The organism is Corallococcus silvisoli (assembly GCF_009909145.1).
GTDB lineage: Bacteria > Myxococcota > Myxococcia > Myxococcales > Myxococcaceae > Corallococcus > Corallococcus silvisoli.
The window spans coordinates 241,234-260,748 of the sequence record NZ_JAAAPJ010000012.1; the positions used below are offsets into that span (position 1 = coordinate 241,234).

At 71.7% G+C, this 19,515-nt stretch carries 15 protein-coding genes; 9 read left to right on the forward strand and 6 right to left on the reverse strand.

Annotated features, from left to right (window positions below; all coding sequences use genetic code 11):
- Nucleotides 1-34: 34 nt before the first annotated feature.
- Genes GTY96_RS24370 through GTY96_RS24380 form a run of 3 tightly spaced genes read left to right on the forward strand, consistent with a single transcriptional unit; the run spans nucleotide 35 to nucleotide 5,140 of the window.
- Nucleotides 35-2,350 carry a hybrid sensor histidine kinase/response regulator gene (locus tag GTY96_RS24370; RefSeq protein ID WP_161665962.1) on the forward strand — a complete coding sequence of 772 codons (2,316 nt, stop codon included), beginning with the start codon at nucleotides 35-37 and terminating at the stop codon, nucleotides 2,348-2,350.
- A 10-nt stretch (nucleotides 2,351-2,360) separates the two neighbouring features.
- Entirely contained in the window at nucleotides 2,361-3,395 is a 1,035-nt protein-coding gene (locus GTY96_RS24375; RefSeq protein ID WP_143908726.1) for a chemotaxis protein CheB, read from the forward strand.
- Nucleotides 3,389-5,140: a CheR family methyltransferase gene (locus GTY96_RS24380; protein ID WP_161665963.1), complete on the forward strand. Its 1,752-nt coding sequence runs from the start codon at nucleotides 3,389-3,391 to the stop codon at nucleotides 5,138-5,140. The genes GTY96_RS24375 and GTY96_RS24380 overlap by 7 nt, the downstream gene beginning before the upstream one ends.
- Before the next feature lie 16 nt (nucleotides 5,141-5,156).
- Here the strand turns inward: GTY96_RS24380 and GTY96_RS24385 are convergent, their stop codons facing one another.
- Nucleotides 5,157-5,483, reverse strand: coding sequence for a polyhydroxyalkanoic acid system family protein (locus GTY96_RS24385; protein ID WP_143908730.1), 327 nt, complete (start codon nucleotides 5,481-5,483; stop codon nucleotides 5,157-5,159).
- 93 nt (nucleotides 5,484-5,576) lie between these two features.
- Complete coding sequence (locus GTY96_RS24390) at nucleotides 5,577-7,061, reverse strand: deoxyribodipyrimidine photo-lyase (RefSeq protein ID WP_235685821.1); 1,485 nt, start codon at nucleotides 7,059-7,061, stop codon at nucleotides 5,577-5,579.
- 95 nt (nucleotides 7,062-7,156) lie between these two features.
- On the opposite strand from GTY96_RS24390, the gene GTY96_RS24395 reads away from it, so the two are divergent.
- From GTY96_RS24395 to GTY96_RS24410, 4 genes are all read left to right on the forward strand, one after another.
- Nucleotides 7,157-8,416 (forward strand): hypothetical protein, encoded by a 1,260-nt coding sequence (locus tag GTY96_RS24395; protein WP_328700988.1) that lies wholly within the window; start codon nucleotides 7,157-7,159, stop codon nucleotides 8,414-8,416.
- A gap of 67 nt (nucleotides 8,417-8,483) precedes the next feature.
- On the forward strand, nucleotides 8,484-9,629 hold the full coding sequence (locus GTY96_RS24400) for a DUF1015 domain-containing protein (RefSeq protein WP_143908732.1): 1,146 nt from the start codon (nucleotides 8,484-8,486) through the stop codon (nucleotides 9,627-9,629).
- A gap of 7 nt (nucleotides 9,630-9,636) precedes the next feature.
- Nucleotides 9,637-10,431 carry a tRNA1(Val) (adenine(37)-N6)-methyltransferase gene (locus GTY96_RS24405; RefSeq protein WP_143908734.1) on the forward strand — a complete coding sequence of 265 codons (795 nt, stop codon included), beginning with the start codon at nucleotides 9,637-9,639 and terminating at the stop codon, nucleotides 10,429-10,431.
- Between the two features lie 124 nt (nucleotides 10,432-10,555).
- On the forward strand, nucleotides 10,556-11,536 hold the full coding sequence (locus GTY96_RS24410) for a DUF6268 family outer membrane beta-barrel protein (RefSeq protein ID WP_161665964.1): 981 nt from the start codon (nucleotides 10,556-10,558) through the stop codon (nucleotides 11,534-11,536).
- 39 nt (nucleotides 11,537-11,575) lie between these two features.
- Here GTY96_RS24410 and GTY96_RS24415 read toward each other — a convergent pair whose 3' ends face one another.
- The 4 genes from GTY96_RS24415 to GTY96_RS24430 all read right to left on the reverse strand — a co-directional run bounded on the left by GTY96_RS24415 (nucleotide 11,576) and on the right by GTY96_RS24430 (nucleotide 17,800).
- The gene (locus GTY96_RS24415) at nucleotides 11,576-14,809 is read right to left on the reverse strand and encodes a fused MFS/spermidine synthase (RefSeq protein ID WP_161665965.1); all 3,234 of its coding nucleotides are present in this window, start codon (nucleotides 14,807-14,809) and stop codon (nucleotides 11,576-11,578) included.
- 128 nt (nucleotides 14,810-14,937) lie between these two features.
- Complete coding sequence (locus GTY96_RS24420; protein ID WP_161665966.1) at nucleotides 14,938-16,059, reverse strand: hypothetical protein; 1,122 nt, start codon at nucleotides 16,057-16,059, stop codon at nucleotides 14,938-14,940.
- Between the two features lie 2 nt (nucleotides 16,060-16,061).
- A complete protein-coding gene (locus GTY96_RS24425; protein ID WP_143908743.1) occupies nucleotides 16,062-16,901 on the reverse strand; it encodes an ABC-2 transporter permease in 840 nt (279 codons plus the stop codon).
- Nucleotides 16,898-17,800: an ABC transporter ATP-binding protein gene (locus GTY96_RS24430; RefSeq protein ID WP_235685822.1), complete on the reverse strand. Its 903-nt coding sequence runs from the start codon at nucleotides 17,798-17,800 to the stop codon at nucleotides 16,898-16,900. Before GTY96_RS24430 ends, GTY96_RS24425 begins: the two co-directional genes overlap by 4 nt.
- A 386-nt stretch (nucleotides 17,801-18,186) precedes the next feature.
- On the opposite strand from GTY96_RS24430, the gene GTY96_RS24435 reads away from it, so the two are divergent.
- Nucleotides 18,187-18,396 carry a hypothetical protein gene (locus GTY96_RS24435; protein ID WP_143908745.1) on the forward strand — a complete coding sequence of 70 codons (210 nt, stop codon included), beginning with the start codon at nucleotides 18,187-18,189 and terminating at the stop codon, nucleotides 18,394-18,396.
- A 63-nt stretch (nucleotides 18,397-18,459) separates the two neighbouring features.
- Nucleotides 18,460-19,428 carry a porphobilinogen synthase gene (hemB, locus tag GTY96_RS24440; protein ID WP_161665967.1) on the forward strand — a complete coding sequence of 323 codons (969 nt, stop codon included), beginning with the start codon at nucleotides 18,460-18,462 and terminating at the stop codon, nucleotides 19,426-19,428.
- Nucleotides 19,429-19,515: the final 87 nt, after the last annotated feature.

Genomic DNA, 19,515 nt, shown 5'->3' on the forward strand with positions numbered 1-19,515 from the left:
ACGGGCGCCTCGCGCGCCCTGACGCCCGCGACCCATGGACACCGAGGCCCTCAAGAAATCCCTCCTGAAGAAGTTCCAGGAGGTCACGGCCGACCGACTCCAGAAGATCCAACTGGGAGTCATCGACCTGGAGAAGGAGACCGCGGAGCAGGCCGCGGACGACGTCGCGCGCGAACTGCACACGATGAAGGGCGAGGCCCGCATGTTGGGCCTGGCCGCCATCGGGCAGCTCGCGCACGCGGCCGAGGACGTCCTGCGCGCCGAGCGCGAAGGCAAGACGGCCACCGAGACCGCCACGGACGTCATGCTCCGCGCATGCGACGTGCTGTCGGACCTCCTGGAGGACCTGGACGCCGCCCACACCGGTACGTCCGCCACCGAGGAGATGGTCAAGGCCCTGTCGGAGGTGTCCGGCCATCCGGTCCCCGCCCTGGGCCCGGTGCGCAAGCCCGCCGCCTCCGCCGCGCCGCCCGTGGCCCCGCCAAAGGTCGTGGCTCCGCCACCAGCGGCCACGCCCGCGGTCGCCGCGGCTTCGTCCGCGGTGGCCGCGATGCCGCCCGCGCAGGCCGCGCCCGTCGCACCGCCCTCCGCCCCGGCGCCCAGCCCCGCGAAGGAGGACGAGGCCCCGAACCCCGCGAAGGCCAGCTCCATCGCGGATCGCAGCATCCGCGTGAACGTGGAGGTGCTGGACTCGCTGGGCCTGCTCGCCGGCGACCTGTTGGTGGAGAGCGCCCGTGGCCGGCTTCGCAGCACGGAGACGGCGCAGCTGTTCGAGCGCTTCAGCCGCCTGGGCGACCGCTTCCTGCGGATCTCCGAGGACGTGGAAGTGCCGGACGCGGTGCGCACGGAGCTGGAGCGCGCGGAGGCCGACCTGCACATGCTGCGCGACGACGCGTTCCGCTTCGTGCGCCGCAACGGGGACGGCATCAACACACTGCACGGCAACCTGGCGCAGCTGGCGGACCACGTGGCCGAAGCGCGCCTCGTGCCGCTGTCCACCGTCTTCGACGCGTTCCCCCGCGCGGTGCGCGACATCGCGAAGACGCAGAACAAGGAAGTGGACCTGATCATCGAGAACGCCGACATCGGCGTGGACCGGTCCATGCTGGCCGACGTGCGCGACGCGCTGGTGCACCTGCTGCGCAACGCGGTGGACCACGGCCTGGAGTCTCCGGACTTCCGCCAGCAGATGGGCAAGCCCGACACGGGCCGCATCCGCATCCGGGTGCGCGTGGACGGCGACATGCTCCACATCGAGGTGGAGGACGACGGCCGGGGCATGGACACCGACCGGCTCAAGCAGGTGGCCGTCAACAAGCGCCTCCTGTCGCCGGTGCAGGCCGCGGCGCTGTCGGAGCGCGAGGCCATCGAGCTCATCTTCCGCCCCGGCTTCTCCACCCGCGAGACGGTCAGCGAGCTGTCCGGCCGCGGCGTGGGCATGGACGTGGTGAAGCGCAAGGTGGAGACGCTGGGCGGGTCCGTGGGCGTCACGAGCCGCCAGGGCCGTGGCACCACCGTCACGCTGCGGCTGCCGCAGTCGCTCGCCCTGATGAAGGTGCTGCTGGTGCGCCTGGGCGACGACGTCTATGGCATGCCCGCCGCGGACGTGGTGGCCGTCATGCGCATCAAGCCGGATGACCGCATGGAGGTGTTCGGCACGCTGGCGGTGCGGCACCGGGGGAAGCCCACGGCGCTCGTGGCGCTGGGGCCGCTGCTGGGGCTCAACGGCGGCAACCGCTTCGACAAGCCGCCCGCGGTGGTGGTGCGTCACGGCGACGACTACGCCGCGTTGGTGGTGGACGGCTTCGTGGACGAGCGCGAGGTGGCGGTGAAGCCCTGCGGCGGTGAGTTCCTCAAGGGCGCGCCCTTCATCGCGGGCACGGCGGCGCTGGAGGACGGGCGCATCGCGGTGCTCCTGCACGTGCCGGACATCATGACGGAGGTGCGCCGCATGGCCCGCCCCGTCACCCAGGCGCCCGCCAGCCGCCGGCTGCGCGTGCTGCTGGTGGACGACTCGCCCATCGCGCGCGCGACGGAAGGCGCGCTCGTCAAGGCGCTGGGCCACTCCGTGGAGGAGGCGCAGGACGGCGAGGAGGCGTATGCGAAGGTGCAGACGAACACGTACGATCTCATCCTCACCGACGTGCAGATGCCCAAGCTGGACGGCTTCTCCCTCACGCGGCGGCTGAAGGGGACGCCCGCCGTGGCGCGCATCCCGGTCATCATCCTGTCGTCGCTCGCGTCGCCAGAAGACAAGAGGCGCGGGCTGGACGCGGGCGCGGATGCGTACCTGGTCAAGGGCGAGCTGGGCGTGGAGAGCCTGGCGCAGTCCATCGATCGGCTGACCTGAGGAGCCTCTCGTGGGCGGCGGCACGGCGGTGACGGGACTCGCGTTCCGGGTCCTCCTGGTGGGGCGGGGCCTGCGCGCGCTGGTGCGCGGGCTCTTCGACGGGGAGTCCCTGGTGGCCGTGGGGCCCCCGGAGGCGGAGTACGCGGGCGCGGAGGGCGTCGTCCGGCGCCACTTCCCGGACGTGCTCCTGGTGGACCTCCTCTCCTCGGAGGCGCTGGGCGCCATCGAGCGCGTGATGGCCGTGCGGCCCACGCCCATCCTCGCGTTGCACCCGGGCGTGCTCACCGGACAACAGGCGTTCCAGGCCCTGGCCCTGGGCGCGCTGGACGTGATGGACCGGCCCATGAGCCCGGGGCCGGACTTCTGGGCGGCCGTCGGCCGCAAGCTGGTGATGCTCGCGCAGGTGAAGGGCGTGCGCTCACCACCGGCCTCACCCCGGGCCTCCCGTGCGCAGCAGGCGCAGGAAGGACCGACAGCTCCGTTTCCCCTGGTGGCCCTGGCCGCGTCGCTGGGCGGGCCCAAGGCGGTGGCGCAGGTGCTGCGGATGATTCCGCGGGGATTCCCGGCGCCCATCGCCTACTGTCAGCACATCAGCCAGGGCTTCACGGAGGGCCTGGCGCATTGGCTGTCCACGGAGACAGCGCTGCGCGTCGTCGAGGCGACGCACGACGCGTGGATGGAGCCGGGCACGGTGTACATCGCGCCTTCGGGAGGACATCTGCTGGTGAAGTCGGATGGCCGTCTGGAACTGGATTCGGGACCCGCCCTGCGAGGCTTCCGCCCATCGTGTGACATGCTGCTCACTTCGGCCGGAGAGGCCTTCGGCTCGCGGTGCATTGGCGTCATCCTGACGGGAATGGGCCGTGATGGCGCCAGGGGCCTGAAGGAGATTCGCGAGCGGGGAGGGCGTACCATCGCGCAGGACGAGGCGACGTGCGTCGTCTACGGCATGCCTCGTGAGGCGGTGCTCCTGGGCGCGGCGCAGCAGGTGCTGCCGCTGGATGTCATCGCTCCGACGCTCGTGCAGTGGGTGGACGCGTGCTGAACGTGGGCAACAAGGTGCTCCAGCAGCTCTCCTCGCTCCTCCTGGAGCGGGCAGGGCTGAAGATCACCCTGGATGGCTATCACAGCCTCCGGCTGGCGCTGTCCACGCGCATGCCCGCGCTGGGCCTGAGCGACCCGGAGAAGTACCTGCAGAAGTTGATGAGCGCGAGCGGCGAGGAGGAACTGCGCGCGCTCTTGCCGCTGGTGACGGTGGGGCACACGGAGTTCTTCCGCGACGCGAAGCAGTTCCGGGCGCTGGAGCAGAGCGTGCTGCCGGAGATGCTCGCGCGGGCCCGCCGTGAGATGCGCAGGGTGTCCATCTGGTCCGCGGGCTGCGCCACTGGCGAGGAGCCCTACAGCCTGGCGCTGGTGATGGCGGAGCTGGGGGCGCTCGCGGTGGAGGTGGACCTGTGGGCCACCGACCTGAACCTGGCCGCGGTGGAGGCCGCGCGGCAGGGGCGCTTCTCCACGCGGCGGGCGATGGCGATTGGTCCGGAGCGCCTGCAGCGCTTCTTCCGCTCGGTGGAGGACGGCTACGAGGCGTCGCCCATCCTGCGCGAGTACATCCGCTTCGACGGCCAGAACCTGGCCGCGCCGGTGTTCGACAAGGTGTCGCCCGCGTCGCTGGACCTCATCCTGTGCCGCAACGTCATCATCTACTTCGACCTGCCCACCATCCGCGGGCTGATGGACCGGTTCCTCGCGGCGCTGCGCCCGGGCGGGCTGTTGTTCCTGGGGTACTCGGAGAGCCTGTTCAAGGTCTATGACCGCTTCGAGATGATCGAAGTGGACGGCGCGTTCGTGTACCGGCGCCCGCTGGGGGAGCGCCCCCTGCCGCCTCCCCGCGTGTCCCTGGCCACGGAGCCGCCGCCGCGCCCGGGCAGTCCGGAGTCCTTCGCGCAGGAGCTGCGCCAGCGGCTCCAGGCCAGCGCGGAGGCCGCGGCGAAGCTGCGCGCGGCGGGCATCGCCGAGGCGTCCGGGGCCCGCTCCGGGGACGCGCCGCGCAGGCCCACCACGGAGATGCCCGCGGTGAGCCCCCTGGCGGGGCGGCGCACGGGGGAGTTCCCCGCGCTCCGGACCGAACCGCCTCGCGCCGTGGACGCGCCTCGCCGCGCGACGACGGACCGGCCCTCCGGTGCGTTCCCGGTGGTGCGGGTGGAGACCGCCGCGTCCCGCCCCGGGGTGGACGGCGGCGCCGTGCGGTCCAGCGGTTCGTGGCCGCAGCTGCTGCCGCCCGCGGAGCGCCTCAACATGGCCGTGCGGAAGATGGTGCAAGGGGACTTCGCCGGCGCCATCGATGGGGTGAAGCGCCTGCTGGTGGACGAGCCGTCCGACCTGGACGCGCTCCTCACGCTGGGCAACCTGTACTCGCTCACCGGCCACATTGGAGAAGCGCGTGACACCTTTGGCCAGGCGCTCCAGCGCGAGCCCCTGTGCGTGGAGGCGCGCGTCTTTGGCGGGGTGGCGGCGATGCAGGCGGGGAGCCTGGCCGAGGCCCGCTCCGAGCTGAGCAAGGCGCTCTTCCTGGAGCCCACGCTGGCCATTGGCCACTACCTGCTGGCGCAGGTGCAGGAGCGCACGCAGGAGTTCGAGGCGGCCCGCCGCAGCTACCGCAACGCGGTGGCGCAGCTGAAGTACCCGCAGCGCCCGCTGGCGGGGCACTACCCGGAGATGCTGGATTCGGCGGAGGCCATCTCCCGCGCGGCCCGCTATGCGCTGGCCGCGCTGGAGGAACAGCCGGGCTGAAGGGCCCGGCGGGGGGTCAGTCCTTCAGACCGCCCTTGACCTGCTCCAGGCTCTTGGCTGGATCCAGCACGGAGCCGAACTTCTTCTGCAGGTACGTCTTCGCCTGGCTGCGCAGGAGCATGCCGGGGTCGGTGCCCTCACCCGACACGGCCTTGTCGGTGATGACGAAGCTCGCATCCAGGTTGATGCCCATCACCTTGCCGGCGAGCTTCGCGCCCTCGTCGCCCTGCCAGTCCGACTTCACGCCGTACTTGCTGCCCCAGTACTGGAGGAGCTGTTCGACGCGCTTCTTGACCTCGTCCTTGGGAAGGTTGTGGGGGACTTCGAACTTCAACGTGCCCATGGCGTGACTCCTGTATCCGCGGATGAAAGAGGGTGCGTCCGAGCGGTTTAGTGACACCGGGCCGGAAAGTGAACCGCCGTCTTCGCGCGTCTGTCATCCGCCGGCCGGGCGGGGGGCCTTCTTCCGGGGGCGCCGCGCCTTCGCGGGGGCGGGGGCCGCCGCTCCGGGTGGAGCGCCCCAGCGCTCCAGGTACGGGGCCAGGTCGAACTTCTCCGCGGTGCGCAGCGAGCTCATGGGCCGCACCTTCCCCAGCACCGGGCGCTCCTGGAAGGGCCGGTCGTGCAGTCCCAGGACCCACATGAAGTTGGCGACGCTCGCCGGGTCGCGTCCGTCCACGGCGTAGGTGTCGTTGAGCCGCGCGATGCGGTCCAGGGCCTCCTGCGGCGTGGGGCTCCATTCGAGGATCTTCTTTCCCCAGAGCATGCGCAGGTAGTTGTGGATCCGGCCGCGCTCGCGCAGCTCGCGCTGGGCCGCGTTCCAGAGCGGGTCCTCGGTGCGGCCCTGGTCCAGGTCCTCGTAGGTGTAGCGGTGTGGACGCGGATCCTTCTGGTGGCGGGAGAGCGTCTCGCGCGCCCAGGCGGGCAGGGAGGCCACGCTCAGTTGCTTCGGGCCGGGCGTGTGGAAGCAGTAGTTGAAGCCCAGCTCGCGGCGCACGAGCAGCTCTTCCAGGAAGGATTGGACCGAGGGGTGGTCCTTGCCCTTCGCCGCGATGGCCGCGCGCGCCGCCTCGCCCGGGAAGAGGTTGCCCCAGTGGTAGTAGGGAGACAGGTTGGACTGCATGCCCCGCCCCGGATCATTCCTGCCGGTGTCGTAGTCCTTCAGCCGCTCGTGGAGGAAGGCGTCCAGGGCCTTCAGGCCCGCCTTGCGGCCGCCGCGCTCCGCCAGGGGCTTCACGGCGTGGTCCACCGCGAACGTGTCCAGCGCGGCCCGCGCTTCGGCCGCGTCGGAGAGGTCGAAGTCCGGCTGGAGCGACGCTCCCGAGACCCGCGCCTTGCGCTTGGGCAGGAGGTGCTCCAGGTACTCCGGCCACAGCTTGCGCAGCTTGGGCCGCAGCGCGTACGCCCCCACCTGCGCCGCGGGGATGCGCTGCATGGGCACCACGCACGACGCGTCCACGGCGATGAGCGGCACGTGCAGCGCCTTCGCCGCGCCGCGGAGGTGTCCCGGGATGATGTACGTGGGGAAGAGGTCCGACACGACAGCCGCCGCGCGCTTGCCCAGGCTCGCGAGCCGGTGCTTGTGCTCCTTCGCCGTGCGCGGCAGCTCCAGCCAGTATGGCAGCCCCCGCGCGGCGCAGCCCCGGGCCATGTCCGCCATGCCCTCCAGCGCCCACGCGTGAAGTCGCTCCGACGCATAGGGGTAATCCGGGCGGATGGCCTGGTAGACGACGACCGGCAGGCCCAGGTGGTTGCCCAGCGCGATGGCGGCGTCCAGCGCGTGGTTCTCCTCCCAGCGGTGATTGACCATGCACCAGTAGAGAACGAAGTCCCGCTGTCCTGGAGGGAAGGGGACGTCCTTCACCACCTGGATTCGAGCGGAGTCGACCGCGAGTTCGGACCACGAGATTCCTTCAGGCATGGGCTCGCGAGAATCTTTGACGCGCGGCGGAAAACCAACACCCGCCAACCGGTTGTGGTTTTCTGCCAAACGGCCGGACCCAAGGAGCCCTACGCGTGTCACACCGTCGAACCTGGAACCTCCCTGTCACCGTCCTCGCTGTCGCGCTGATGTTGCCCGGCATGGCCTTCGCGCAGGCGGGAGGGACGGGCGTGTACCCGGCGCCCCAGCCGCCGCCCGCGCCCGCGCCGCCGATGTACGCGGCGCCGCCGTCGCAAGAGGCTCCGCCGTCCCAGCCCGCGGCGCCGTCCGACGACGCCTACGGACGGCCCTCGTCGAGCCCGGAAGCGGATGGGTCCGCGCGGCCGACGGACCCCTTCGACACAGGCGCTCCCGCGAGCGACGCGCCCCGCCTGCCGCCGGAGCCGGACCGCCTGCGCACCGAGCCGCAGGCCCCGCTGACCGAGCGGCCGTTGAGCGTGCACCAGGAGTCCACGTCCGACGCGGAGGCCGCGGCCGCCCGCATCCGCCCGCCGCCGGAGAACAGCGGCATGTACCTGGACGGCCAGCGGCGTCGGGGGCCCTTCCTCTCCGGTCCCGGAAGCCTGCGGTTCGTGCTGCACCACACCGCGATGGGCGCGCTGGGCGGCTTCTTCACCCAGGCCTTCGCCAAGGACTTCAGCTTCGACCGCAGCTCGCGCGAGTCGATGCTCGCGGGCACCCTCATCGGCGCGGGCCTGGGCTTTGGCGCGTCCGCGTGGTGGCAGTTCAACAACTGGGTGGACACGCCCATGGCGAACTTCAGCATCGCCAACTCGCTGGTGGGCGGCATGTTCTTCGCGGGCTTCATGGACCTGATCACGCAGGACCCGGGCGTGCTCACCTGGTCCGCCTTCCTGGGCGCGGAGCTGGGCGCGTGGCTGACGGCGGGCATTGGCGGCGGACAGCTTCCGCTCGCGGACGGACTGCTGGTGGCCTCCGGCGCGGGCTGGGCGGCGGCGTACAGCGCACTGCTGCTGGCCATCGTCCACTTCTCCGGCACGTCCATCTCCGGCAAGACGTGGAAGGACATGCTGCTCATCTCGCCGGGCGTGGGCGCGGGCGTGCTGGCGCTGGCGACCATGCGCTACAACCCGACGCCGTCCCAAATCCTGCGCGCGGACTTCTTCGGCGCGGGCGTGGGCGCGGCGGTGCTGCTCCTCTCCGGGGTGGTGCTGGGCGGCTTCAACCAGTCCACGCCCTACGTGCTGTCCTTCCTGGGCTCCGCGGGCGCCATCACCACCGTGAGCCTGCTGTGGGAGGAGAGCGTGGACCGGTCCGCGCTGCGAAGCGGGCACTCCGCCAAGGACCGGCCCTACAAGAACGTCTGGTGGTAGACGGCCTGGAGGACGGGCGAGCAGGCGTCCTGGCGCGCGGGGAGGGGCGGCACCACCTTTCCCCGGTATGGCGCGCGTCCTCCCGTTCTCGGCCCTCCTGGCCTCGCTGGACTCCTCCCTGGAGCCCGGTGACGGTCCTCCTCGCGGAAACGCGGCCCCGCTGCCCACGCACGTGCGGCCCCTGCTGGAGGCCGCGAACCCGAGCGCGGAGCTGCGCCGCCTGCGCGACGCCGGTGGCCTGCTGAAGGATGCCCGTCCGGCGCTCTACGTCGTGGAGCTGCACGGGCCCGCGGGCCGGTTCTCCGGTCCCCCGGTGCGATACCTGCTGTGCGCGCTGACACCGGACGCGGTGCCGTCGCTGGAGCAGGACCCCTACCGGCCGCGCGCGTGGGAGGTGGAGCCCGCCGTCACCCTGGTGGCGGATGACCATGGCGCCCTGCGCGCGTTGCTGGCCGAGGCCGCCGAGCGCGGCATCTCCGTCTGGAAGGGGCAGTACGACGGCAGCCCGGTGTCGCTCCTGCGCATCGAACCCTCGCCGGTGTCCAAGCGGCTTCAGGCGGTGTTGGATCAAGCGCCCATGCGGCCCCTGGCGGCGCTGAGTGAGAAGGGCGCGTCCCTGGCGGCGGTGGTGCCGCTGTCCGAGCCGGGCCTGGAGCTGTGCCCCATCCACCGCGCGCTCAAGGGGGTGGAGACCTTCCAGGAGGACACGTTCCTCACGCTGGTGTCGGCCTATGCGCGCGTGATGGAGCTGGACGCGCCGCTCACCACGCCGCAGGGTCTGGCGGCCGCGCGGGAGCGGTTGGCCACGCTGGTGCCGGGTCAGCACGCGGTGCTGCTGGTGTTGCCGGGAGGGCGGGGCCGCATCCTGCGCTTCCGTCAGGGGTTGGATCTGGCGCACCTGAAGGGCGCGCCCCGGAACCCCACGCTGCGCAGCCTGGATCTGGCGCTGCTCAACGCGCTGGTGCTGCGCACGGTGCTGGGCATCCAGGAGCCGGAGTCCTCCGGACATCCGCAGGTGTATCCGGTGCATGGGCTGGAGGCGCTGGTGCGAGGGGTGGAGGCCGGCACGTTCCAGGCGGGCTTCGCGCTCAACCCGCCGCCCGTGTGGGAGGTGCGGGCGGTGATGGAGGCTCAGGCCACGCTGCCGCCGCGCACCCTGCGGGTGGAGCCGCGCGTGCCAGCGGGGTTGCTCTTCATGGATCCCGAAGTCTGACGGCCACGTGCGGGCGCTGACGGGAACCCCGGAGGACTGGCCCCGCCGGGTGCGGCTGCGGTTGGAGCCGGGGCCGGGGGAGACGCTCGACGCCATCTGCGGCGGTGAGGTGCAGGTGCTCCAGCGCCGGCTGGGCTACCGCTTCACGTTGGATCCAGTGCTGCTGGCGCACTTCGCCGTGTTCGAGGCGGGCGCGCACCGGGGGCGGCTGCTCGACCTGGGCACGGGGTGCGGCATCATCCCGCTGGTGCTGGCGCGGCGGTTCGGGCGCTCGGAGCTCACCGCGCTGGAGTTGCAGCCGGGGCTGTTCTCCCTGGCCGAGCGCAACGTGTACCTGAACCGCAGCGAGGGCGCGGTGTCACTGGTGCAGGGCGACCTGCGGCAGGTGCCGGAGATGTTCCCCGCGAGCAGCTTCGGTCACGTGGTGTGCAATCCGCCCTACCGCGCGCGCACCGCGGGCCGCAGCAACCTGTCCCTGGAGAAGGCGCTCGCGCGGCATGAGATCGCCTGCGAGCTGCCGGACGTGGTGCGCGCCGCGGCCTACCTGCTGGTGCCCCGGGGAGGGCTGTGCATGGTGTACCCCGCGTCGCGGTTCAGCGAGCTGGTGTCGGTGCTGCGCACGCTCCAATTGGAGCCGCGCACGGTGCGCATGGTGCACCCGAGGATGGATCGGCCCGCGAAGCTGGTGCTGCTCCACGCGGTGAAGGGCGGCCGGCCGGACCTCACCGTGCTGCCGCCGCTCCTCGTCCACGCGGACGAGGACCCGGCCTTCAGCGACGAGGTGAACGCCATGGTCGGCTGAGCGGCCGGGCGCCCCAGCTCCAACTGTCTTGGGGAAAACAGGCATCTCTCCAGACGGCCGGGCAGGGTAGAGTCCCCGCCCTGGGGCCTGGACCGGAGGCCCCGTCTCGCGAAGGCAGGGTGCGATGCGCGTGGACCTCCACTGCGCGGTGCGATGGCGAATCCAGGCCTGGAGCGGCTGGGTCGCGGCCGCGCTGGTTCTCTTCGGTGGCCGTGCCCTGGCGCAGACACAGGCCGACCGGCTCTATGTGGGCTTCAGCCTCATGGGCGGCGGCGCGCTGGAGGCCGGCCGGACGCGCGTGGAAGAGCGGCGGCTGCTGGAGCTGCGGGTGCCCCTGCCTCCGCTCGTCCTGGGCGGCACCTACCTGTTGCCCTCGGTCGGCTACGAGACGCGGCGGATGGGCGCGAACGTGCCTCGGCCTGGAGGCGCGGGCGAGGATGAGGTGGATCGCCGGTTCCATCGCATCCAGCTGGGGCTCACGCTCGTGCGGCCCGTGGCGCCGCGCTGGATGCTCATCGCCGGGGTGCAGGGCAGCACCCGCACGGACTTCGAGTCGTCCTTCGACCTCGCGCTCGACACGTCCTGGGTGACGTACGTGATGGCCAGCCATCAGTTGGGGGACACACCCGGCTTCGCGGTGTCGTTCGGGCTGGTCGCGCTGTGGCCCTTCGATGGCCTTCCCGTGATTCCCCTCGCGAACGTGACCTATCGCCGGGGCCCCTATGTCGTGGAGGTGGGCCTGCCCCGGCTCACGCTGCTGCGAAAGTTGGGGGACACGGTGGAGCTGGGGATCGTGGGCGCCCTCGACGTCCAGGTGCTCCGCACCCGGTTCGCGCCTGAAATGCAGGCGCTGGACGCGCACTACCTGCGCGAGCTGCAGGTCCGGGCGGGGCCCACCGTCAACGTCCACCTGGGCAGCGACCTCTGGCTGAGCTCCACGGTGGGCCTGTCGCTGATCAACGACTACGCGCTGCTCGACCGCCAGCGCGACAACCTGAACATCCCAGGGCTCAAGATGGGGCCCACGCCGTACGCTCGCATGATGCTGGGCTGGCGTCCTTCGCCGGCTCGGAAGAAAGCGCGGATGTCGCGCCCGGCCCCCTGACTCCGGGGCCGGGAGGTGCCATTGCCGGAGGGCCGTGGCCTACTTGGTCGCCGGGGTGTCGTCCGCCAGGGGCTCCGGGCCCGCTTGCGTCCCCGTGGGGGCCGCCTCCACTCCCACGCGGTCCATGAACGATGGCTGCATCTGGGACAGGTAGCGCTCCAGGTCCTCCCGAGCCGCGTCGGCGCGAGGGTCCGCCCGCCGCGCGTAGCACTCGGCCCTCGCCAGGAGCAGGGCGTGGTTCCAGGGCACGTGCGGCTCCAGGGGCGCGAGTCCATCCGCGCACAGCTCCGCGCCGCCCGCGGCGACCGCGATCTGGGCCCGGGTCAGCTCCCGCAGGCTGGTGGCAGCGCTGACGGCGAAGGGCTGCTCGAGTGCCGTGTAGAGCCGCCGCCCCAGCTCCGGTGAGCGCTGGGCCACCCGCAGCGCCATATCCAGCGCCGCATCCGTCAGGGGCCGCACGGGCCAGGGATCCTCGCGCAGGGCCGTGAAGGCGCGCTCCAGGAGCGTCACCGCGCGCGCATCCTGTCCCTGCGACTCCAGCGACAGGGCCTCCAGCATGTCCGCGTCGACCGGGAGCCGGGCCCTCAGCGACTGCACGGCCGCGTGCGCGTCCGGATGCCTCGTCATCACCAGGGCGCGGGCCAGCGAGTACAGCTCGCGCGGACCCTGGGGCTGCCGCTTCATCTGTCGCCACAGGGTCAGCACCTGGGCGTCGTTGCCCGCGAGCGCCGCGGAGACGAAGGCCTTGTAGGGGAGGACGGGCTCGGGAATCTGTTCGAGCACGGTGGAGCCCAACCAGATCCTCAGCTCCTCCACGCGGGTCCAGTTCGGAGTCCCGCCCGCGAACTCCATGCGGTCCAGGTGGAGCCGACCTGCCACCCGGCGCAGGTCCGCCATGGAGAAGCCGGTGGCGCGGCCGACGTTGCGCGCGAAGGCGAACTCCATGGAGGACAGGTCGTCCGTGTTGATCATCTCCGAGCCGCCCTTCGCGACCGCCCGCCCGAACCCCGCGTTGCCGATGAAGTGCGCGAGCACTCCCTCGAGCTCGTCGGTCCGCCACACGGAGTAGAGGGCGCGGCGATAGGGCTCCTCGGTGATGCGTACGCGAAGCTTCGCCAGATCGTGCGGGACCGGCTTCTCGGACGCGACGAGCAGCAGGTCGCCGCTGTGGGTCTGCCACGTCTCCACGGACGCGAACTCCGAGGAGAGGGTGGCGTAGGCGCTTTGGATGGTGAGGGCGTCGACCTCGTAGGCCTGGAGCCACTGGAGGAACAGTCCGCCCTCCGCGAGGCGCTGCTTGGCGGCCTGGTAGAACTCGCGGGTGAAGAGGCTGGAGATGCCAGCGCGGTAGGGGTTGGAGGGCTCGGAGAAGATGATGTCGTAGCGCTGGGGCGTGGTGAGGAGCACCTCGCGCGCGTCGCCGATGGAGGTGTGGACCTTGGGGTTGTCGAGGACGTTCTCGTTGACGGCGTGGCAGCGGCGAGCGACCTCGAGGATGGCGGGTTCGATCTCCACGACGTCGACGCGCGCCATCGAAGGGATGCGGCCGAGCCAGCCCGCGGTGCTGCCGGTGCCCAGGCCGATGACGAGCGCGGCGCGGGGATCCGGATGGAGGAGCGCGCCGAGGAGGCCCGACATGATCTGCGTCGGCGCGTCGCCGATGGCGTTGCCGTCCACCTTGCCGTTGACGATGAAGTTGAGCCCGTTGTCATCCGCGAGCGCGACGCTGCTCTCCACACCCTCGTGCTCCCAGGCGATGTCCGCGCGGAAGGAGGACAGGAACCGGTCGATCTGCTGGATGTCAGGGTCGCGGAGGCCCGAGCGGCCCGCGCCGATACCGGAATGGCGCCAGGCGGCGGTGGGGCCCTGGGCGGTGAGCAGGAGGATGGCGAGGGAGGTGGCGAGGGCAGGGAGAATCAAGGCGCCGCGCTGTCGCTCGCGAAGGAAGGAGAGGACCGCGGCGGCAAGGCCGAGTGCCGCGAGCAGACCGGCGACGGCCTGCCACGTGACGGGCGCGGAGAGGAGGGGAATCACGCCGAAGCCACCCGCGAGGGAGCCGACGATGGAGCCGCCCGTGTTCCACGCGTATACCTGCCCCACCTGGCGTCCTGCGTCCTGCCGCCCGCGACCGATGAGCGCGAGCAGCAGGGGGAACTGCACGCCAGAGACGAACGCGGCGGGCAGCACGACGATGGACGTGATGAACGTCCATCCGAGCGCCATGCCGCTCAGCCCCAGGCCTCCCAGCGGGCGGAGGAGTGCGGCGAGGATGGCGAGCCTGTCGCCGAGGGCGAAGGGGACGGCCATGAGGACGGCTTCGGCGGCGCAGGTGAGCGCGAAGCCCTGGAGGGTGGCGGGGCGGTGGCGGAAGAAGACGGTGTAGGCGGTGCCGCCAAGGCCAATACCGAGGAGCGCGAGGGCGAGGATGAGGCCGAAGGTGAAGGTGGTGCCGCCGAGCAGAGGCCCGAGCATGCGGTACCAGACGAGCTCCATGAGGAGGAAGGCGAAGCCGACAACGGCGGCGGAGACGAGGACGAAGGCCTGGGGTGGGAGGCCTTGGGCGGTGCCGACGAGCGCCGTGGGCGGGGTGACGGAGGCCGAAGCAGAGGGCGTCGCGGCGGCCTCCGCCGGAGGCGAGGAGGCGGGGCTCGCCTCCATGGAGCGGCTGACGGAGCGCGCGGTGATGGCGACGAGGGCGTTGAGGAGGCAAGCACTCCAGAGGGTGGTGCGATTGCCGAGCACTTCGAGGAGCAGGAACGTGGACGCGACGGCGCCCGTGACGGCGCCCAAGGTGTTGATGCCGTAGAGGAGCGCGAGGTCGCGGCGGTGAGGGTCCTCGTCGGAGAGGACGGCGCGGGCGGCGGCGGGGAGGGTGCCGCCCATGAGGATGGTGGGGACGGCGAGGACGAGCAGCGACAGCAGCAGGCGCACGACGGTGCCGAGGCCCAGGCCCAGGACGGGTGTGCCCCCGAGCGCGATGTAGAGGAAGCGAACGGCCTCGACGAGGAAGGGGCTGAGGGCGGCGCTGGCGGCGATGAGCAGCTCGAGGTTGGCGTAGAAGTCGAGCGGACGCGGCTGTCGGTCCGCGCGAGCGCCGAGCAGCGCGCTTCCCAGCCCGAGGCCCGCCATGAAGATGGCGAGGACCGCGGCCGAGGCGGCGGTGGAGGCCCCGAAGATGAGGCGGAACTCTCGCAACCACACTGTCTGGTAGACCAGCGCGCAAAGCCCCGAACCAAAGAGGAGGGGAGCCACCTTCGCGACACGTGCGTTCATTACGGCCCTCGAGGAGCGCGCGCCCGTCCCGGTCGTGGCGGGTCACGTCTCCCTGTCGGGCCGCAGTATTCCGCGACAGGTGTCCTGGGGAAAACAGGCATCTGGCCCGTTTTCCCCAGGCCCTGCGTCTACGGGGCCGCCTGCTTGCGTTCGGCGGCCTGACGCTCCTCGCGGCACCAGGCGAACTGCTCCTGGAGGGCGGAGAGGGGGACCGCCAGCTCCAGCTTGAAGGACGTGCCGTCTGGCCGCACCTTCGCGAAGTCCAGCAGCTGCGCCAGGTCCTCCTTGCCCTCCGTCTGCGCCTTCATCCGCGCCATGGACAGCGCGCCCCCCAGTGACTTGCTCAGGTCGGTCATCTGGTCCTCGTCCATGCCGCGCACGTTCGCCACCATGGCCACGTCACCGCTGGTGTCCAGGTGCAGCTCCACGTTCTGCGCCACGTCCATCAGCCGCCGCGCCAGCTCCGGCTGGTTCGGTCCCATCAGCTTCGCCAGCTGCTCCACCGCCAACACCCCGTACATCTCCCCGTAGGTGCTGTTCTCATCGAGCAACGGCGGCCCTTCATCCACCTGTCGTCCGTCCATGCGGTCCAACACCGTCTTCACCGAATCCGGAGACCGGCCCACCACCAGCATCTGGTTGTTCCAGGTGCCCACCGCGCTGTCCATCCGCCCGCGCTGCGTGCCGCCATCCGGCAGGCTGAACGTCGTGTCACCCGGCTCGTACACGCGCGCGCCCGGTCCATGGTCCGACGACACGCGGTCGCCCAGCAGCTCCTGATAGTGCGCGTTGCTGAAGTCGCCCGAGAGGATGATGCCTTCGTCGGTGATGACCAGCCGGTCCAGGTCCTTGAGCGGATCCACGCCACTCATCGCCTTGAACTGCTCCAGGTTCTTGCCGCCGTCGCGCAAGAGGCAGTCCATCAGCAGCTCGCCCACGGGCGAGTAGCGCAGCGCGTTCGCCTCGATGACCACCGCCGTGTGCCCCGGGCCCCGAGGCAGCGCCGCGAGCAGCGGATCGCGGGGCTTCGTGGGCGCGGCCACGCCCGCGTCCACCCCCGTGGGCATCACCCAGGTGCGCCGCTTCTCCGCGCGCTCCATGTCCGCCCCTCGCATGCGCGAGGGGAAGGCCACCTCCGGCGTCTTCGCCGGCATGGGATCGCCCTGACCCGTGAACATCAGGACCGCGGCCACGGCGAACAGCAGCAGCGCCCCCAGCAGCCAGACCTTCCTGCGCCCCCGCGAATCCATCCTCAGCAGTCCTTTCCCTCGAAGTGCCAGAAGCCCACCGTGAGCGCTCCCAGACCGAACACCAGCACGCCGCCCAACAGCATTCCCAGCGAACCCTTCTCCAACGGCGTCGAGCTGGCCAGATCCGCCGCGCGCACCGCCAGCGCGGACAGCCGGGGCAGCACCAGCGTCACCGCGTCGAACGCCTGGCGGCCGAAGCCGGACTCCAGATAGCGCGACACGTCCGCGCGGAACCCCGCCAGGATGCCCCCCACCAGCAGCACGAAGCCCGCCGCGGAGCACAGCGCCGCGCTGCGCACCACCGTCGCCGTGGTGAGCATCACCGCGTAGACCGCCGCGAACCCCACGCACGCCAGCCCCCCCGCGACCAGCGGCCCCACCGTCCAATACCCCGTCTTCACCCCGAAGATGAGCGTCAGCCCCCCCGCGGCGTACACCGTGCCGCCCAGGGCCAGCGTCATCACCCCCAGGAACGTGCCCGCCAGCAGGTGCCAGCGCTGCAAGGGGAGGGCGAGCAGGTGCTCGATGCGGCCGGGCGACAGCAGGCCCGGCGCGAAGTCCGAACACGCGACGATCCCGAAGAGGATGCCTCCGTAGAACACGATGTAGGCGGACGCGCGGAAGACGGGCCGCAGCGCCACGTCCACGGCGGTGATGCTGGCGTGCACCACGTCGCCAAACAGCCGCGTCGCCGCGAGCGCCCCGTCCACCACCTCCAGCTTGAGGCTGAGCGCCACCGTGGCCAGCACCAGCGTGAGCCCGACCATGAAGGCCAGGATGAACTTGCGCGACGCCGCCTCGCGCAGCACGTACCCCGCGATGACGAAGACCGGGCTCCTCATGCCGCCACCCCCGGCCCGCCGACCGCGCCCAGGAGCACCGCCTCCAGGTCCGCGCCCTCGCGCTTGAGCTCCATCAGCAGCGCGCCCGAAGCTCGCGCCCGGTCCAGCGCCGCGTTGAGCACCGTCACGTCCGCCGCCTCCACCGCGTACACCCCTTCCTCGCGTCCACCCGCCCCCCGCGCCTCCACGGGGGCGGAGCCGCCACGGACCTCCGGGCCCGCTCCTCCCGAAGGCGTGAAGCCCGCCGCCGCCAGCGCCGCGGGCTCCGCGCCGGGGGCGAAGCGCACGCGCCAGCGGGCCCCCGCCTTCGCCAGGTCCTCCAGCCGGCCTTCGCGCAGCACGCGCCCGTCCGCGAGGATGGCCACCCGGTCACACACCCGCTCCGTCTCCGCCAGCAGGTGCGAGTTGAGGAACAAGGTCACGCCCCGGCGGACCTCCTCCTGGAGGATGCGGCGCACCTCCAGCCGGCCCATGGGGTCGATGCCGTCCGTGGGCTCGTCCAACACCAGCAGCGCGGGGTCTCCCAGCAGCGCCGCCGCCAGCCCCAGCCGTTGCCGCATGCCCTTCGAGTAGCCCCCGATCCGGCGCTCCAGCGCCTCCGCCAACCCCACGCGCTCCAGCAGCCGCGTGTGCGCGCCGCCATCCGGCTTCAGCCCCTTGAGCCGCGCCACCGTCGCCAGGAACGCGGGCGCCTTCCAGGTGCCCGGCAGGTGCAGCCGCTCCGGCAGGTAGCCGATGCGCGCGCGGATGGCCGGATCCTCCGGCGAACCGCCCAGCACGCGCACCGTGCCCGCCGACGGGCGGACGATGCCGAGCACGCTCTTGATGAAGGTCGTCTTGCCGGCGCCGTTGGGGCCAATCAGCCCGAACGCGCTGCCCGCGGGGACGTGGAGGTCCATGCCCTTGAGGGCCTCGTGGCCTCCTCGGCCAAACGCCCGGCGATACGTCTTACGCAGGCCCTGCACTTCGAGGGCGGGTGGGGGTGTCGTCACGGTTACGACTGTAGACGACCCAGCGGGGCGATGATTGCACCCTCCCACCCCGGGGAGGAACGGACGGCCCTGCATCCTCCCGTGCCCACCGCGTTCCCGCATTCGCGCCGCTGGGAAACGCCTTGCGCACCCGCCGCGCGCGTGCTGCGACGCGATACCTCGTTGTTCCGGGGCGTTGCGTTCCTGGGGGTTCCAACGGTGCCCTTGGTCCAGGGCCTGCAATGCCCGAGGGGGACACGCGGCGGGACACCGCCGCCGACACACGCGACACCTCTTCAACAGGAGACATGGGCATGACGTGGGCAGACGGGGCCGAGCAGCAGCTTCAGGACGCGCGCCGCGAGCTGGAGGCGGCCGAGCGGGAGCTGGGCAGCGGGACCGAAGCGGCGAAGGTGCGCTACGCGCGGGCGCTGTACGAGGCGGACCTCGCCGGGCGGCGGGCCGACCGCATGGCGCGCGACAGCCGCCGCCAGCAGCGCACCTGGCGCCCTGTCGCAGGCTGAGCAGGCGGGTTCGGAACGCGGAAGGGGTGAAGCGCGGGGCCGGGCGGTTTATACCGGCGACCCATGGCCCACCCCGTCCACCGCCCCCGCCGGCTGCGCCGCTCCGCGGCCCTCCGTGACATGGTGAGAGAGACGCGTCTCTCGCCCACGGACTTCATCTACCCGCTGTTCGTGGTCGAGGGCCGGGACATCCGCCGGCCCATCTCCTCCATGCCGGGCATCTTCAACCTCTCGGTGGAGCACGCCGTGCAGGAGGCGAAGCACGCGAAGTCCCTGGGCGTGCCGTCCGTCATCCTCTTCGGCATCCCGGACCACAAGGACGCGCGGGGCACGCAGGCGTACGCGCGCGACGGCATCGTCCAGCGCGCCATCCAGGAGATCAAGGCGGACGTCCCCGACCTCCAGGTCATCGCGGACGTGTGCCTGTGCGAATACACCGACCACGGCCACTGCGGCGTCCTGGACGGCAACCACGTGGCCAACGACGCCACGCTGCCCCTCCTGGCCCAGATGGCCGTCACGTGCGCGCAGGCGGGCGCGGACATCATCGCCCCGTCGGACATGATGGACGGCCGCATCGGCGCCATCCGCAAGGCCCTGGATGAGGTGAAGCACCAGGACACGCCCATCATGGCGTACTCGGCGAAGTACGCCTCCGGCTTCTACGGCCCCTTCCGCGAGGCCGCCCAGAGCACGCCGCAGTTCGGCGACCGGCGCGGCTACCAGATGGACCCGGGCAACGTGCGCGAGGCCCTGCGCGAGACGGCGCTGGACGTGGAGGAGGGCGCGGACTTCATCATGGTGAAGCCGGCGCTCTCGTACCTGGACGTCATCCGCGCCCTGCGGGAGAACTTCGACCTGCCGCTCGCCGCCTACAACGTCTCCGGTGAGTACGCGATGCTCAAGGCCGCCGGTCAGAACGGCTGGGTGGACTATGAGCGCGTGATGATGGAGGTCCTCACCTCCATCAAGCGCGCCGGGGCGGACCTGATCCTCACCTACCACGCCCTGGAAGCGGCCAAACTCCTCTAGGCGACACCCCGGGCGCACGCGCGCGGCGGAGGGCTTGATCGCCTCCGCCCGTTGCGCCCAAATGGTCCCCACACGATGCCCACCCCC

What these genes read in the sequence shown, in the direction of transcription:
- GTY96_RS24410 (WP_161665964.1), top strand. Translation starts at nt 10,556, where the DNA reads ATGCGCGTGGACCTCCACTGCGCGGTGCGATGGCGAATCCAGGCCTGG.
- GTY96_RS24415 (WP_161665965.1), bottom strand. Translation starts at nt 14,809, where the DNA reads ATGAACGCACGTGTCGCGAAGGTGGCTCCCCTCCTCTTTGGTTCGGGG.
- GTY96_RS24430 (WP_235685822.1), bottom strand. Translation starts at nt 17,800, where the DNA reads ATGGACCTCCACGTCCCCGCGGGCAGCGCGTTCGGGCTGATTGGCCCC.
- GTY96_RS24390 (WP_235685821.1), bottom strand. Translation starts at nt 7,061, where the DNA reads ATGCCTGAAGGAATCTCGTGGTCCGAACTCGCGGTCGACTCCGCTCGA.
- GTY96_RS24385 (WP_143908730.1), bottom strand. Translation starts at nt 5,483, where the DNA reads ATGGGCACGTTGAAGTTCGAAGTCCCCCACAACCTTCCCAAGGACGAG.
- GTY96_RS24420 (WP_161665966.1), bottom strand. Translation starts at nt 16,059, where the DNA reads ATGGATTCGCGGGGGCGCAGGAAGGTCTGGCTGCTGGGGGCGCTGCTG.
- GTY96_RS24435 (WP_143908745.1), top strand. Translation starts at nt 18,187, where the DNA reads ATGACGTGGGCAGACGGGGCCGAGCAGCAGCTTCAGGACGCGCGCCGC.
- GTY96_RS24400 (WP_143908732.1), top strand. Translation starts at nt 8,484, where the DNA reads ATGGCGCGCGTCCTCCCGTTCTCGGCCCTCCTGGCCTCGCTGGACTCC.
- GTY96_RS24370 (WP_161665962.1), top strand. Translation starts at nt 35, where the DNA reads ATGGACACCGAGGCCCTCAAGAAATCCCTCCTGAAGAAGTTCCAGGAG.
- hemB (WP_161665967.1), top strand. Translation starts at nt 18,460, where the DNA reads ATGGCCCACCCCGTCCACCGCCCCCGCCGGCTGCGCCGCTCCGCGGCC.
- GTY96_RS24425 (WP_143908743.1), bottom strand. Translation starts at nt 16,901, where the DNA reads ATGAGGAGCCCGGTCTTCGTCATCGCGGGGTACGTGCTGCGCGAGGCG.